Here is a 15,198-nt window from a genome sequence, read left to right on the forward strand (position 1 = left end):
GCGCCGGGTCGGGGAGAAGCTCGCAATGACGTTACGCTATCTTGACCTCGATTCTTTCAAGGCCGTTGCGCTGACCCGCGCGCCGTTCGAGTTTCTGACCGTGCCGAACTTCCTCACCCCCGAGGCCTGCGAGGCGATCAACCGCGACTATCCCAAAATCGCCGAGAGCGGCAGTTTTCCGGTCGCGCAACTCAGCTTCGGCCCCGCCTTCCAGCAATTCCTCGACGAATTGGCGTCGGACGAATTTCGCGCCGCTTTTGAAGAGAAATTCAGCGTGGACCTGACCGGGCGCCCGCATACGGTGACGGTGCGCGGCCGTTGCGCGGCCAAGGACGGCCGCATCCACACCGACACCAAAAGCAAGATCATCACCATCCTGATCTACATGAACCCGGAGTGGGAACATTCCGGCGGCAGGCTGCGGCTGCTGAAATCCAACGCTGGCCTCGACGACCCGATCATGGAAGTGCCGCCTGCCGCCGGAACCCTGCTGGCTTTCAAGCGGTCCGAGAATTCCTGGCACGGCCACCTGCCCTATGAGGGCGAACGCCGCGTCATCCAGTTCAACTGGGTGACGTCGGAGGGCGACCGCCGCGTCGCCATGTTGCGCCACCAGATTTCGGCGGCGTTCAAGCGGCTTATGGGCAAGAAGCAGGACGAATACGCGTGACCTCTCACGCGTCCCAAAGCTTGCGGTAGACGCCGACGATCTCATCGACCTCGCGTTCGCGATTGAAATCCCGCAACACCACTTCCCGCGCCTTTTCGCCGATCCGCAAAGCCTTTTCCGGCTCGCACATCAGCGGCTCGATCGAAGCGACCAGCGCCTCGACGTCGCCCGTCGGCGCCAGCACGCCGCTCTTGCCGTCCTCGATGACGATTTCAGCGGCGCCGGCGCGCGTCGCCACCACGGCGTTTCCCGCCGCCATGGCCTCCAGCATGGTCAGGCCAAAACCCTCGATGCGCGAGGCAAACACATAGATCGAGATGCGCTTGTACCAGAGCGGCACTTCCTCGATCGGCAATTCGCCAAGGAACAGAATGCGCTTTTCCAGCCCCGCCCGCGCGACCTGGCTTTTCAGACTTTCGAGAAAGGCGCGGTTGTCGGCGGTGGTCAGGCCGATCACCACGGCGGTGAAGTCGGGATGGCGCGGCAAAAGCCGGATCATCGATTCGACGAACAGATCGACGCCCTTCTGCTTGCGCACCCGGCCGAACACGCCGATTCCATATTTGCCCGGCAGGCCCGATGCCGCGAAGGCTTTTAGCCGGTCGGCGGGCGGCGCATAGGTTTCGACGTCGATGCCGTGATGGATGATTGTCGAGGGAAATTCGAGAAAGTTTTGGGCGATTTCGCTGGTGGCGACAATCGCGTCCATTTTCGCCAGCAGCAACCTCGTATAGCGCGAATGACGGCGCTGCGCGGCGGAATTGAAAATCAGTTTGATTTTGAAGCCGAGCGCCTTGAGCGCCAGTCCGGCCAGCATTTCGACATTGCGGCGCGCATGGAAAATGCGGAAGGCGTGATTTTTCGGGGCGCGAAAACGCAAGCGCAGAAGATCGCCCCAGGCCAATCCCCTGATGCCGTCGGGCCGGTCGACGCCGAGCCAGGCGGCGTTGCAGCGCTGGGCGATCAGCGGCGCAATGGTGCGGTTGACCGCCGTGCCGCCGGAATAGCGCGCGCTCAGATTGGGAATAATGACCTCAAGCTCGTCCAGAAAAAGGTCGTCGCATTCCCGCTTCATCCGCCCGTCCCGATCAAAAAGCCGCGTTCCGGGGACGGTCTACAGCATTTTTGGCGATTTGCACGAGGCTTTGGCAATCCGGGACAATTGGTCGTCGTCGCGAGCGGGCCGATCCGCCCTGCTCCGCCCAAACGCGCGACGCGAGGATTCGGGGGGCGTTGGCGGCATTCTTGCGATTTGGGGATTTAGAAAGGCGACACCGGATTGGCCGGAATGCTTGACGGGTTTGAAAACAACGCTGTCAAGAAAGATTGACGTCAACACAAATAGACACAGAGCAAGAAATGAAATATTGCGGTGCAATATATCGGCGGGATCGCTGGCATAAATACTGTTGGCATCAACTCGATTTATGTTATATACTGATTCGCGCAACGGGAGGCACATGCTATGTCCGACATAGTCATCCGCTTGGCCATTCTTTTAGGTGTTTGTTTTGGTTTTCTCGCCGCGCTCGGAGAGTCGGCTTATTTGGCGATTGCAGTGTTCAAGCTACCCTTGCTTGTCATTGTGCTGGCCGGTTTGATCGCCAGCTTTTTGGCGGTCAGCTTTTTGTTCTTCGTCGGGAATGTTTCACCGGTAAGAGAAGGCCGGCGCTACGAATGATGCATGGTAAAGGCGCATCAGATTACGGCCGAAGATGACGGGATTACCGTGGGGCCACGGGCTTGCTCTGTGGGTTGCGCTGGACCGCACACCTCCCGTTAGCCGCTGCCAATTCGGCGACAGCACACATCCAGCCCGCAGGAGATCCACTGCGTCTCAATGCAGGCTGGTTCGCACCACCGCCGGGCTGACGCGTTCGTAGCGTTTCATCCAGGGCGCGCAGGGCGGCAGGATCAGTTTGCGGCCCCGGATCAATTGCGCGGGATCGGCGACCAGTTGGGCGATTTCGCGCGACGGGCGCGGCTTGCTGAACAGAAAGCCCTGCGCCTCATCGGCGCCGTTCTCGCGCAAGATGTCGAGCTGGTCGAGGGTTTCGACGCCCTCGACCAGCATATCCACGCCCAGTTCGAACACCAGCGCCTTGACCGCCTTGATGATCGCCAAAGCCGCGCCGTTCATTGCCATGTCGCGCACAAAGGTCTGGTCGATCTTGACCTTGTCGGGCCGGAACCGGCTCAGATAGGACAAGGAGGAATAGCCGGTGCCGAAATCGTCGAGCGCCACGCGCACGCCGAGATCGCGCAATTCGTCGAGCGCCGCCAGCACCGAATCGGCGTCGTTCATCAGCACCGATTCGGTGATTTCCATTTCGAGCCGCGCCGCCGGAAACTTGGTCTCGCGCAACACCCTCTTGACCATTTCGACCAGATTGCCGCGCCCGAATTGCACGGCGGAGAAATTGACCGCCAGAGCGACTTCCCTCGGCCAGGATTTGGCGTCGATACAGGCCTGCCGCAGCACCCATTCGCCGAGCGGCGCGACGAGCCCCGATTCCTCGGCGATGGGGATGAATTCGCCGGGCGATATCATCCCCTGCTTGGGATGGCGCCAGCGCACCAGCGCCTCGCAGCAACAGATGCGGCGACGGGCGATGCTGACGATGGGCTGATACCAGACTTCCAGCTCGTTGCGCCCGATGCCGACGCGCAGGTCCGATTCGATCTGCTGGCGGCGGCGGGCCTTTTCCGCCATGGCGGTTTCGAAGAAACGAAAGGCGCCGCGCCCCGCGTCCTTGGCGGCGTAAAGCGCCATGTCTGCCGCCCGGATCAGTTCGTCGCCATTGGCGCCGTCCTGCGGCGCCATGGCGACGCCGATGGAGGCGCCGATGGTCAGCTTGTCGCCATCGATCAGATAAGGCTGACTCAAGGTCTCGACCGCCTCGGCGGCGAAAGCGCCGGCGTCGTCGCGGTCGCCGGTGCGCAGCACCACGAATTCGTCGCCGCCGAGCCGGGCGACGAAATCGTCGATCTGGGCCAGATTCTGCAACCTCTCGGCGACCCGCTTCAAGAGTTTGTCGCCGACCGGATGGCCGAGCGAATCGTTGACCTGCTTGAACCGGTCGAGATCGATCATCATCACCGCGAAGCAACCGGAATCGTCGCGGCCCCGCGCCATCGCAGCTTCGAGTTTTTCACGGAAATGCACGCGGTTGGACAGGCCGGTGACGTCGTCGTTGCGGGCCATGCGTTCGATCCGCGCCTCGGCCTCGCGCCGCCGCGTGACGTCGTCGAGCAGCAGCGAAAACCCCTCCGCCATCGGCTGGAAGGAGAATTCGAAGAAGCGTCCGTCGGCAAGGCTCATCACGATGCTGTCGCGCGCGCGGCGGCGAACCGCCTCCTTCCTGATCTCGACCAGCCGCAGGCTGTCGTCGCTTTGCATGAGCCTTGTGGCGAATTTGCCCGCAAGCCAGGCGTCGAGGTCGAGGTCGGCCGCCGCTTTGGCGCTCAGGCCGGTCAATTCGGCGAAGCGGCGGTTGCCGGCGACGAAGCGCGCCGACGCGTCGAACAGCGCAAAACCATGGGCCACGCCGTCCATCGCCGCCGCCAGCTGACGTTCGGTCCCTTGAGTCTCCACAACCTTTCGGGTCTGCGCCCTGGTCTGCTGCACCAAGGCGTAGACGAGGCCGAGCGCCGCGGCGACGACCACCGGCGAATAGAATTCCCAGCGAAAGTAAAGGCCGACGAGAAACGGCGCGACGGCGAGGGCCGCCTGGAGATGGACGATTCCGGGCCGTTCCCTTTCGCGCAGGGGCGCCAGCGCGGCAAAGCCGATCGCGCCGATGGCCGAGGCCATGCCGATACTGGCCGGCGTCTTGACGATCGACGTCGCGCAGGCCAGAAAGCCGATCGCCGCCGCCATGGCGATACTCGCCGCCACATAGAGCTTTTCCCAGAACAGGACGGAGGGATCGTTGTCGGCGCCGGCCTTGCCGTTGAGGCCCTGCGCGACGCCGACCTTGATCGCGGCAGCGGCGATCAGCGCCAGAGCGGCGCAATTGGCGAGCAGGCTGAAATCGCCTGTCAGCAGCGCCCCGCCGAGCGCCAGGGCAAGGGCGACATCGAAGAAAACCGGCCGCTTCGCCCGCCCGGAGGCAGCGACCGCGCTTCTTCCGGACGAAGCCGGCTTCGCGGGCGCAACCGCCTTGCCCTTGCGCTCCGCCGGCTCGGACTTCGATCTCAACACTCTCAAACTCCTTGACCGACAATTTCCGGGCTTGAGGCGCCGGACGGAGGTCGTCGGATCGCGCGGCGGCAAAACGGATCGGTCGAGCGAAACCTTTGTGCGAATTCTGGCGCCTTGCGGTAAACAAGCGCTCAACCTGCGCGCGTATCGACTCGAATTTTAAATTCAGACGTGTGGGTAGAAATTTCGCGGCAGGCGCCGACAAAAAGGCGAAAATCGCGCGGGGATCGAGGCCGGCGGCGCCGGCGCACCGACAAAAGTGACAATTTCATCACAGCAAGGCAAGTTTCAGCGCAGGCGCCAACATTACGTTGAGCAAAGGTCCCGGGCGCCATAGAGTCTTCAAAAGAAAAGGATTTGGGAGAAAAAAATGTCGCCTGCGGCGGAACGCGGAATGTATCGTGTTGACTGCGAAAGGTCGGCAACGCGCCCTTCTCGGCTGGCGCCGCTGTTTTGCTGGGCGGGACCGCTTGGCGGCCTTATCCTTGCCGCCGCATCGCAACCGGCGCTGGCCGCGTGCAGCAACGTCGGCGTGAACGGCTTTATTGCGCCCGGCGCAGCGGGAAGCCCCACCATCGTGACCTGCGATTCCATCAGCACCCAGACGAGCCGCGTGGGGCAAGGCGGCCTGATCCCGCCGGCTCCCCCCAACGCCGACTATGTCAACGCCACCGTCAACGCCACTGCGCAGATCCAGGTCGTAAACGATAATTCGATCAGCCTCGGCAGCAATTCCAACGTCGTCGTCAACCCCGGAGCGGTGGTGCGGACCACAAGTTCAAGCTCCGGCGCCACGGGGCAGTATAAAACTGGCTACAACACCATCGAATTCAACAACAACAGCACTGTTTTCATCGCAGCGGGCGGGTCCGTCATCGCTGCGGGAACGCAGAACAATTCCGAGGCGATCAATCCCTACGGCGCCGGCAACACGATCGTCAATTATGGCCTGATTCAGGGCGGAGGAAGCTCCGCTTTGTTCTTCGAGAACAAAAACACGACGTCGGCGAGTCCGCGCAACCTCGTCGACAATTTTGGAACCATTCAAGTCGTGCGAAACGGTCAGGTGACCCCCGACCCGAATGGCCAGGCCATCGGGAGCTTCAACAACGTCGGCATGGATTTCATCAACGAATCCGGGGCTCACGTCATCGGCAATCTGGTTTTCGCCGGCGGCAACGACACCATCACGCTCAATCCCGGGTCGTCGATCACCGGCAACATGGATGGCGGCGGCGGCACCAATCTCATTACCCTCAATGCTTCCGCGACTTCGTCGGATTCGATGTCGGGCTCCGTCACCAATTTTCAGACCATGAAAAAGACCGGCGCGGGAACCTGGACCCTGACCGGTTCGATCGGCAATAACGGCGGCGCGACCCCGCTCGCGGTCGAGATCGTCGGCGGCACGCTGGTGCTCACCGGCAACAACAGCAATTTCAATGGCAGCGTCACCATCGATTCCGCCGCGACCCTGGAGGCGCGCGCCCAGAGTCTGCCGCCGGTCATCAACGACCTGCATGGCGACCTGCTCATCAACCAGGTCTCACCGGACGGGATTCAGCCCAATGATGGAACCTACGCCGGCGTGATCAATGGCTCGGGCATCGTCACCAAGATCGGCGTGGGCACGGTGACCCTGACCGGCGTGAACACCTATTCGGGCGGAACCTATTTCAACGTCGGCGCAGTCGCCGTCGGCGCCGATTCGGCGCTCGGCGCCCCGACCGGCCCGCTGACCTTCAATGGCGGCGCCTTGCAACTGCTCTCCAGCTTCAACCTCTCCGCCGCGCGCCCGATCGTCCTCAACGGCCCCAATAACGGTCTTCCCGGCGGCGGAACCATCGATTCCAACGGTTTCCAGACGACGATCTCGCAAGGCATTACCGGCGCGGGCGGCCTCACGGTGACGGACAGCACGGCCTCCACCGGCAAGGTGATCCTGACCGGCGCCAACACCTATGCCGGCGGCACGACCATAGCGGCGGGAACCTTGCAACTCGGCGATGGCGGGGCCAGCGGAAGCATTCTGGGCAATGTCGTCGATAATGGAACGCTGGCCTTCAATCGCTCCGACGTCGTGACCTTTGCCGGAATCGTTTCGGGAACGGGCGGCGTGAACCAGATCGGAAGCGGCACGACGATCCTCAACGCCGTCAATCCTTATACCGGCCCGACCAATGTGCTGGCCGGCGCGCTCGCGGTCGGCGACGCCGCGCACCCTTCCGCCCAGCTGTCGGGGGGCGGACCCGTAAACGTCGCGTCCGGCGCGACGCTGGGCGGCTATGGCGGCGTCGCGGGCAATGTCGCCAATGCGGGAACGGTCGCGGTCGCCAACGCCCTTGCAGCCTTTACCGGCGGCCCAACCGGCGTTTTCACCATCGGCGGCAATTTCCAGAATTCGGGCGTAGCGCAAATCGCCGGCGCGGGCATCGGCAACGTGCTCGCCGTCAAGGGCGATTACGGAAACGGGTCCGGCGCCGGCGTCGTGCGGATCAACACCCTTTTGAACGCCGGCGGTCCTTTGTCGAACCAGTCCACCGACCGGCTGCTCATATCTGGCAACGCCTCCGGCGCCACCTCGGTCTCGGTCGCGGCCTTCGGCTCCGGCGCCTATACCGGCGCGCAGGCGCCGAGCGCCAATAGCGGGATCTCGCTCATCCAGGTGGCGGGCGCTTCTTCGGTCGGCGCCTTTAACCTGGCGGGCGGCTATGTCACGGGCGGCACACCCTATCAATATCACCTCTACGCCTATGGGCCGGGTTCGCCCAACGGGCCGGCTTCGGCGACGCAAAGCCTCGTCGGCAATGCCGGCGGCCAATGGGACTACCGGCTTGAGAACGTTTACGTGACTCCCTCGGGGCCGGTTTCTCCGCTCGATCCGCTGCCGCCGAACGCGCGGCCCGAACTCGCGCCGCAGGTTCCCGCCTATGTCACTTTGCCGACCGCGCTGTTCAACGCCGGATTCCAGGATCTCGACAGCCTGCATCGCCGTCTGGGCGAGATCCGCGACGATCAGAGCCATGGCGTGAGCCGGGATGGCGAGGTCTTCATCCGCGGTTTCGGCAGCCTGCTCAATTACCGCTCGGATCGCAGTTTTCAGGGTTTTGGCTATAATTCGACGCAGGACTATGGGGCGACCCAATTCGGCGGCAATCACATCGTCTATCGCGACGCCGGCGGCGCGCTGAGGGCCGGCGTCGCCGCAACCCTCGGTCAATTATGGTTCCAGCCGCAAGAGGTCGACGGCGTCAGCAGCGGCCTGTTCAACAGCTATTCTTTTGCCGGCACGCTCACCTGGCAGTCCACGGCGGGTTGGTATATCGACGCCATTTTCTCGGGCGGATGGTTCAACGGCAATGTTTCGACCGGCGCCCATGGCTGGTCCACCAGCATGAACGGGACGTCGTTTTCCGGTTCGCTGGAAGTGGGCTATCCCATTCCGCTCGGCTGGCAGGGGCTGGCGTTAGAGCCGCAGGCGCAGTTCGTGTTCCAGAATCTCAATTTCACTCAGACGACCGACGCCGACAAGGTTACCGCCCGTTTGGGCAGCCCCGATCAGGGCGTGTTTCGTGGCGGCGCGCGCCTGACCCGATCCTTTGTTTCACTCGAAGGCCAGCTGTTCACGCCCTATCTCAAGGCAAATGTGTTGCAGGGAATCGGGGGCGGCGCCGCGGTCAACATCGGCAACACGACTTTTCTCACCGGACATTTCGGCACGTCGCTGCAAGCCGGCGGCGGCGTCACCGGCATGATCACCAAAAACCTGTTCGTCTATGGCGACCTCGCCTGGCAGGATGGCGTCGGCGGCGGCGGCAGCCGCGGCTGGGCGCTGAACGGCGGTCTGCGCTACGCTTTCTGAGCGGCGGCGACCCCGGTCCCGGAGCGCGGCAAGACGGCCTCGATGGTTTCGCAGGTTCGATTGTCGCGAGTATTTGATATTCGCGCCGGTCCCGGTTTTTCCGAATACGCTGCTGTCTTGATGGTAGCGGGGGAGGGACTCGAACCCCCGACCCCAGGATTATGATTCCCGTGCTCTAGCCAGCTGAGCTACCCCGCCAAGAAGCGCTTGTCGCGCACGCTCCAAGTGGGAGGTCTATAAGCCGCCGGCGCCGGGATTGTCAAGGAACGCCGGTCAAGCAACGCCGCCTCATTTCAATCGCCCGATCCGCGTCAATGTGAACAAGCCCAGAGGCGCGATTTTGCGCCGCTCGACGAGCCGCATGTCGTCACGCGACAAAAGCCAGTCGCTCAAGATGCTCCAGGGAAATTCCGGGCGCCAGCCCAGCGCGGCGGATTTCTGGCCCAGCCAGCGCTCGGCCCAGGCGATCGGACCCGATTCGGCGCCGACATGATTGACCAGCACGATCTCGCCGCCGGGCTTCACCACCCGCGCCAGTTCGTCGAGCGTCGCGGGCGGATCGGGGACGACTGTGAGCACATAGGGCGCGACCACCGCATCGAAACGGGCGTCGGCGAAAGCCAGCCGCGTCGCGTCCATCACACAGAGCCCCGCCACCTGCCGCAGCTTTTCCCGCTCCACCCGATTTTGGGCGCGGCGCAGCATCGGCTCCGACAGATCGACGCCGACCAGTTTTACGCCTACGTCGAACAGCGGCAATTCGAGACCGGTGCCGACGCCGACGTCGAGAATGAGTTCGGCGCCCCTTTGCGCCGCGGCTGCGGCGGCGCGCCGTCCCGGCGCCATGATCGTGGCGAAGGCGAGGTCGTAGACCGGCGCCCAGCGGGCGTAGGCCTCTTCGACATGCGCATTTTCCATCTGCGCGATTTCGCGGCGGGGCTGGTTCATGCGCGGACGGCGGGCCTTTGTCCCGGCGCGTCCGCGAAACGTGCGGCGGATTCGGCGCTGCGGATGAACCCCCCGCCGAGCATTCTGCCGCGCGGCGCGGCGCTCTCGTAAAACACGCAGGCCTGGCCGGGCGCGACGCCGCTTTCGTCATCGACGAATTCGACGCAAACCTCGCCGTCCCTGATTTCGAGCAGCGCCGGCGCGGGCGGCCGGGTCGAGCGCACCCGCACCGCGATTTCCAGCCCCGCCGCCGCAACCTGGTCGAACGCGCCGGGGCCGATCCAGTTGACGTCGCGCAAAAACACCCGTCGCGTCGCCAGCTCCGAACGCGGTCCCACGGTGACGCGCGCCTGACCGGCGTCGATCCTGACCACATAGAGCGGTTCGCCGGCGACGGCGCCCGCCGCGCCAAGTCCGAGTCCTTTCCTCTGGCCGATGGTGTAATGCATCACGCCGTTATGGCGGCCGAGCACGCGCCCATCGACATGGACAATGTCGCCCGGACGGGCGGCCTGCGGCGCCAATTTCTCGACAATGTCGCTGTAACGGCCGGTCGGCACGAAGCAGATGTCCTGGCTGTCTGGCTTTTCGGCGATGGCAAGGCCGAAGCGCCGGGCGTGTTCGCGCACTTCCGGCTTGCTCATCTCGCCGAGCGGAAAACGCAGCAGCCGCAATTGTTCGCGCGTCGTGGCGAACAGGAAATAGCTCTGATCGCGGTCGCCGTCCACGGCCCGGTAAAGGGCGCGCTCGGCGCCGTCGGCGCGCGAGGCGATATAATGGCCCGTGGCCAGCGCGTCGGCGCCGAGATCGCGCGCCATGTCGAACAGGTCGACGAATTTGATCTGCTGGTTGCAGGTGACGCAGGGGATCGGCGTTTCGCCCTCGGCATAGGACTGGGCGAAAGCGTCGATCACCTTGGCGCGAAACCGCGTTTCGTAATCCAGCACGTAATGCGGCACGCCGAGCCGCGCCGCGACCTGGCGGGCGTCGAAAATATCCTGGCCGGCGCAGCAGGAGCCGGGCCGATGCTCGGCCTCGCCCTGGTCGTAAAGCTGCATGGTCACGCCGACCACGTCATAGCCCTGCTCCTTGAGCAGCGCGGCGACGACCGAAGAATCGACGCCGCCGGACATGGCGACGACCACGCGGGTTTCCCCCGGCGGCTTGGGCAGGTCGAGGCTGTTGAGCGGTGGCGAGGCGGCGGCGTTCATGAACTGGGATCTCGCGGACACACCCTTCAATAGGGACTATTGCGCCGATTTTCAACGTATATGCCTCAACAGCGCGGTTTTGCGCCCTTGCTTGCGGCGCCTGAGAAAATTCGCCGTGCGCCGACAGGATGGTTAACGCCGGCCTTTGATCTGTGCCGAACGGAAACACAATCGCCGCCACGCTAAGAATTTGGCAAGAAAATACTCTTGCCAAATCTCATCATCGCGTAAATTCACCCCGACGGCTTAGGCGTTTCTTAAGCCGCGCGGATTAATGTCGAAACATAGTCAGGGTTCTTTGCGTAACGTGAGTATCTAGCATGACCGAGCCCCACCGCCCGAGGGTAAAATATGTCATCGGGCCCGATGGCAGTCCGCTGACCATCGCCGATCTGCCGCCACCCTCCACCAAAAGGTGGGTCATCCGTCGCAAGGCGGAGGTCGTCGCCGCCGTCCGCGGCGGACTGTTGTCGCTGGAGGAAGCCTGCAGCCGCTATACGCTGACGGTGGATGAATTCCTGTCCTGGCAGATGTCGATCGACCAGCATGGGCTCGCCGGCCTGCGCACCACCCGCCTGCAACAATATCGCATGTGAAGCGTTTTCAAGCGAAGCGGATACCGGTTCGCGTTAGCAAAACGCGTAAAAAAAATAGACTGGAGCCGCGATCTGATCCAGTCGGATCGGGGCTCTGAAGCCGGCGGCAATCCGCGCCGCGCGCATGTTCCCCATCAATCCCTGTGGGCGCGCGTTTTCGCGTGAATATCCGCCTGTTCCCCGGCTCGTTGCTGGTGATGGCGGATCGCCTCGGAAAGGCGGCGCTTTTCGAATCCCAGCACGATGAAAATGGCGAAGCCCAGCGGGATCAGCAGGTAAAGCAGGCGAAACAGCAAAAGCGCCGCGAGCACGCCTTCCTGCGGCGCGCCGGGCATGCTTTTCAGAAACACCAGTTCGAACACGCCCAGTCCGCCGGGAGCGTTGGAGGCCAGCGCGGCGGAAAACGAAAAGATGAACACCGCGAGGACGACGATGAAGCCGGGATTTCCGGTTTCGGGCAAAGCGAAATAGATGATCCCCGCCGCGCCGAGAATTTCCGCCGGCGCCGCGATCAACTGCCGCAGCACGATGTCCCAGCGCGGATATTCGATGCGCACGCCAAACAGCGTGCGTGTCGGCAGGCGCAGCACCGAACCGCCGACATAGAGCGCGATCAGAACGAGACAGCCCGCGCCGAGTATCCGCGCCGTCGATTCATGGGTAAGAAAATCCGGCAGCAGGTCGCCAAGCTGCGCGAGCGCCTGCGGACGAAGGATCAACGCCACGCCGCCGACGAGGATCTCGCCAAGGACGAAGGTGAGCGAGGTGATCGCCACGAGAATCGCGATCTGCGCCGGCTTGAGGCCCTTCGACGAATAGCCGCGATAGCGCACCATGGCGCCGGAAACGACGGAAGCGCCGATATTATGCGACAGCGCATAGGTGGTGAAGGAACAGGCGGCGATGAAACGCCAGGAGATGTGCCGGACGCCAAGATGCAGCAGCGCGATCCGGTCGTAGAACGCCAGGGCGACATAGGCCACGATGGTCGAGGCCAGCGCCAGCAGATAATGCGTCGGCGGGATGGCGCGGAAGGCGGCGATGAGTTGCGGGCCGAGCGCCTGGCCCTGGAATTCCCGATAGAGCAGCCAGAAGGAAACCAGGACCGCGGCCAGGCCGAGCACGGGCCAGACGTAATCGAGATTGCGCTTGATGAAATTCATCCGGGCTCAGAACGCTCCGCTGGCGGCGGACGTTTTTTATGCGTCGGCCCTCGCCTCCTTTGCAACAGCGAGGCGCCAAGCGCAAGCCCGGATGTTTTTCGCGGCGGAGAGCGGCAAAGCGCCGTTCAGGCGCGCGCGCCCCGGAAAACCGCCATATCCATGACGTCGCGGCTCAGATCGTTGAGCACGGGCGCCTTGTCGCGGCCTTCCAGCACCTGCGCCTTGGCCAACTCGTCATTGGCCTGTTCGAACTGCGCGCGCGCTTCGTCGAGCTGGCCTTTCAGCTCTTCCGATGAATGAAGCAGATTGTCGCGGCGCGCGCGCGCCGCGCGGGCATAGGTGGAATAGGCGAAATGCGCCAAATCCCTGACCCCGGATTTCTGTTCCTCGACGGCGATTTCGCGGTCGAGTTCGCCGGCCATCCGGTTGAATTCGGCGATCATCATTTCGATCTGCGTCAGGCGGCGGCGCTTTTCCTCCACCTGGAACCGCTTAAGACGGACCAGCGTATCCCGCGATTTCATCAGTTTCACTCCAAGGACGCAGGCTGAAAGACCCTTTCAACCCCCAAAAAACCATTTCCGCGAGACAATTCAAGAGTGACGCACGGAGGTTGCCGTTTCCTTACTCCAACGGCAAAAAGTTTTTTTTGTCGAAAATCCTGCCGCCGCCGGGGCAAAGCGCCGCAGCCGCTAAGCCTTCGTTAACCGCCATGCTTAACACTCCTCTCCATGTTCCCGCCCCGAAGGCCGAGCGGCGGTGCCAAAGGCGGGAACGAGAACGCGAAGCGATTGCGGCCTCGACGCCGGCGCCCGCGTTTTTCCACAGTCTTTTTCATGCGGGCCGGGAGCCGCAGGCGGTCAAACGCGAATTAACGTCGAAGGCGCTTGCCAGGATGGATCATCGTTTGTTAACCATTCTGCATTAAGCGTTTTCCGAAGCGATTTGCGTGGGCGCTCTTCTCGCGTCGAAGGCAGCCGGCGGTCCGGCGGCGGCATCGACCGGCGTAGCAGTTTCTTTGGGCGGGGTGAGGACTTCACATGCGCGTATTATTGATCGAAGATGACAGCGCCACCGCGCAGAGCGTCGAACTGATGCTCAAGTCCGAGAATTTCAACGTCTACACCACCGATCTGGGCGAAGAGGGCATCGACCTCGGCAAGCTCTACGATTACGACATCATCCTGCTCGACCTCAACCTGCCGGACATGTCGGGCTATGAAGTATTGCGCACCCTGCGCGTCGCCAAGGTGAAAACGCCCATTCTGATCCTGTCCGGTCTCGCCGGCATCGAGGACAAGGTGAAAGGACTCGGCTTCGGGGCCGATGACTATCTCACCAAGCCTTTCCACAAGGACGAGCTGGTGGCGCGCATTCACGCCATCGTCCGCCGCTCCAAGGGCCATGCCCAGTCGGTGATCGCCACCGGCGACCTGGTGGTCAATCTCGACCAGAAGACGGTCGAGGTCGGCGGCGCCCGCGTGCATCTGACCGGCAAGGAATATCAGATGCTGGAACTGCTTTCGCTGCGCAAGGGAACGACGCTGACCAAGGAAATGTTCCTCAACCATCTCTATGGCGGCATGGACGAGCCGGAACTCAAGATCATCGACGTGTTCATCTGCAAATTGCGCAAAAAGCTCGCCAACGCCAGCGCCGGCCGTAATTACATCGAGACGGTCTGGGGCCGCGGCTATGTGCTGCGCGAACCTTCCGACGCGGATGAGCGCATCACGGCGTGAGTTTTTTCGAGCGGACGATCAAGGCTGAAAACCCCGTCTAGTTGCGGGGTTTTTCTTTGCTTCAATCATCGCAAAAAATTCGCTTCGGCAATTTTCAGTCTTCCGCTTAAGCGAAGCGCATAAGATGATGACCTTTATCAAAAATGATTTCTGGACCGTCCGATGGCCGATCTTTCAACGATAAAGACACAATTGCTGGAGAAGCATCGCGCGCAAAAGATCCCTGCCTCGGTCGGGGCAGGCGTCTATGCTTTTTTTCTCGCCGAAGCGAACGTCATTGACGGGCTGAGCGTCGAACCACCAGGATTGATTTATCTTGGCATGACCGATACCAGTCTGGAAAAGCGCAATCACTTCCATCATGCGCACAGCGGATTTTCATCGCTGCGTCGCTCGCTTGGAGCCTTGCTCAAGGAGCCCCTGCGACTCCGAGCGATCCCGCGCGCGCCAGGGCAGTCCCCAAGCAATACGCGGAACTATCGCTTCCGTGATGAAGACGAACTGCGTCTGACGGATTGGATGAAGTCTCATCTCACCTATGGCTTCGCTAACGTCGAGGTCGCTGCCAACATGGTCGAGAAGGAGCTAATCGCCACGCTTCAGCCACCCCTAAACCTGAAGGGATGGCCCAATCCGCAGCGGCGACATTTGCTTGCATTAAGGGCGGTTTGCAAGGACGAGGCCTTTGCCGCTCGTTTCCTGGACCATCAAGAATGAACCAGCCCGTTTTCGCCCTTGTCGATTGCGCCCCCACCGCCATTATCGCCGCCGAGGGCGCGCGCGCGTCCCATCGCTTATTTGC

Annotated in this window: 13 protein-coding genes and 1 tRNA gene; 7 read left to right on the top strand and 7 right to left on the bottom strand. The window is 62.6% G+C overall.

Annotated elements, in window-relative coordinates; all coding sequences use genetic code 11:
* Positions 1–25 precede the first annotated feature (25 nt).
* Positions 26–670, top strand: coding sequence for a 2OG-Fe(II) oxygenase (locus QZY01_RS15940; protein ID WP_294538936.1), 645 nt, complete (start codon positions 26–28; stop codon positions 668–670).
* A 4-nt stretch (positions 671–674) separates the two neighbouring features.
* Here the strand turns inward: QZY01_RS15940 and QZY01_RS15945 are convergent, their stop codons facing one another.
* Positions 675–1,745 (bottom strand): glycosyltransferase family 4 protein, encoded by a 1,071-nt coding sequence (locus tag QZY01_RS15945; RefSeq protein ID WP_294538939.1) that lies wholly within the window; start codon positions 1,743–1,745, stop codon positions 675–677.
* 390 nt (positions 1,746–2,135) lie between these two features.
* Here QZY01_RS15945 and QZY01_RS15950 point away from each other — a divergent pair, with 390 nt between their 5' ends.
* The gene (locus QZY01_RS15950; RefSeq protein WP_294538942.1) at positions 2,136–2,351 is read left to right on the top strand and encodes a hypothetical protein; all 216 of its coding nucleotides are present in this window, start codon (positions 2,136–2,138) and stop codon (positions 2,349–2,351) included.
* 156 nt (positions 2,352–2,507) lie between these two features.
* Here the strand turns inward: QZY01_RS15950 and QZY01_RS15955 are convergent, their stop codons facing one another.
* The gene (locus QZY01_RS15955) at positions 2,508–4,874 is read right to left on the bottom strand and encodes an EAL domain-containing protein (RefSeq protein WP_294538946.1); all 2,367 of its coding nucleotides are present in this window, start codon (positions 4,872–4,874) and stop codon (positions 2,508–2,510) included.
* A 394-nt stretch (positions 4,875–5,268) separates the two neighbouring features.
* Here QZY01_RS15955 and QZY01_RS15960 point away from each other — a divergent pair, with 394 nt between their 5' ends.
* On the top strand, positions 5,269–8,736 hold the full coding sequence (locus tag QZY01_RS15960; protein ID WP_294538949.1) for an autotransporter outer membrane beta-barrel domain-containing protein: 3,468 nt from the start codon (positions 5,269–5,271) through the stop codon (positions 8,734–8,736).
* Between the two features lie 121 nt (positions 8,737–8,857).
* On the opposite strand, the gene QZY01_RS15965 is transcribed toward QZY01_RS15960, so the two are convergent.
* The 3 genes from QZY01_RS15965 to mnmA all read right to left on the bottom strand — a co-directional run bounded on the left by QZY01_RS15965 (position 8,858) and on the right by mnmA (position 10,895).
* A tRNA-Met gene (locus QZY01_RS15965) sits at positions 8,858–8,934 on the bottom strand.
* Positions 8,935–9,024: 90 nt separating this feature from the next.
* On the bottom strand, positions 9,025–9,684 hold the full coding sequence (locus tag QZY01_RS15970; protein WP_294538952.1) for a class I SAM-dependent methyltransferase: 660 nt from the start codon (positions 9,682–9,684) through the stop codon (positions 9,025–9,027).
* Complete coding sequence (mnmA, locus tag QZY01_RS15975) at positions 9,681–10,895, bottom strand: tRNA 2-thiouridine(34) synthase MnmA (RefSeq protein ID WP_294538954.1); 1,215 nt, start codon at positions 10,893–10,895, stop codon at positions 9,681–9,683. The genes QZY01_RS15970 and mnmA overlap by 4 nt, the downstream gene beginning before the upstream one ends.
* Positions 10,896–11,215: 320 nt before the next feature.
* Between mnmA and QZY01_RS15980 the strand changes: the two genes are divergently transcribed.
* Complete coding sequence (locus tag QZY01_RS15980) at positions 11,216–11,491, top strand: DUF1153 domain-containing protein (RefSeq protein ID WP_243066288.1); 276 nt, start codon at positions 11,216–11,218, stop codon at positions 11,489–11,491.
* A gap of 134 nt (positions 11,492–11,625) precedes the next feature.
* Here the strand turns inward: QZY01_RS15980 and QZY01_RS15985 are convergent, their stop codons facing one another.
* Positions 11,626–12,645, bottom strand: a complete 1,020-nt coding sequence (locus tag QZY01_RS15985) for a UPF0104 family protein (RefSeq protein WP_294539048.1) — start codon at positions 12,643–12,645, stop codon at positions 11,626–11,628.
* A 134-nt stretch (positions 12,646–12,779) separates the two neighbouring features.
* A complete protein-coding gene (locus QZY01_RS15990; protein ID WP_294538960.1) occupies positions 12,780–13,178 on the bottom strand; it encodes a flagellar export protein FliJ in 399 nt (132 codons plus the stop codon).
* 89 nt (positions 13,179–13,267) lie between these two features.
* On the opposite strand from QZY01_RS15990, the gene QZY01_RS15995 reads away from it, so the two are divergent.
* The 3 genes from QZY01_RS15995 to QZY01_RS16005 all read left to right on the top strand — a co-directional run bounded on the left by QZY01_RS15995 (position 13,268) and on the right by QZY01_RS16005 (position 15,113).
* On the top strand, positions 13,268–13,582 hold the full coding sequence (locus QZY01_RS15995; protein ID WP_294538963.1) for a hypothetical protein: 315 nt from the start codon (positions 13,268–13,270) through the stop codon (positions 13,580–13,582).
* 112 nt (positions 13,583–13,694) lie between these two features.
* A complete protein-coding gene (locus QZY01_RS16000) occupies positions 13,695–14,396 on the top strand; it encodes a response regulator transcription factor (protein ID WP_294538966.1) in 702 nt (233 codons plus the stop codon).
* Positions 14,397–14,558: 162 nt separating this feature from the next.
* The gene (locus tag QZY01_RS16005; RefSeq protein WP_294538969.1) at positions 14,559–15,113 is read left to right on the top strand and encodes a GIY-YIG nuclease family protein; all 555 of its coding nucleotides are present in this window, start codon (positions 14,559–14,561) and stop codon (positions 15,111–15,113) included.
* The last annotated feature ends 85 nt before the right edge of the window (positions 15,114–15,198 follow it).

Origin of the sequence: uncultured Rhodoblastus sp., from assembly GCF_903903185.1 — a bacterium.
In the GTDB taxonomy this organism is placed as follows: domain Bacteria; phylum Pseudomonadota; class Alphaproteobacteria; order Rhizobiales; family Beijerinckiaceae; genus Rhodoblastus.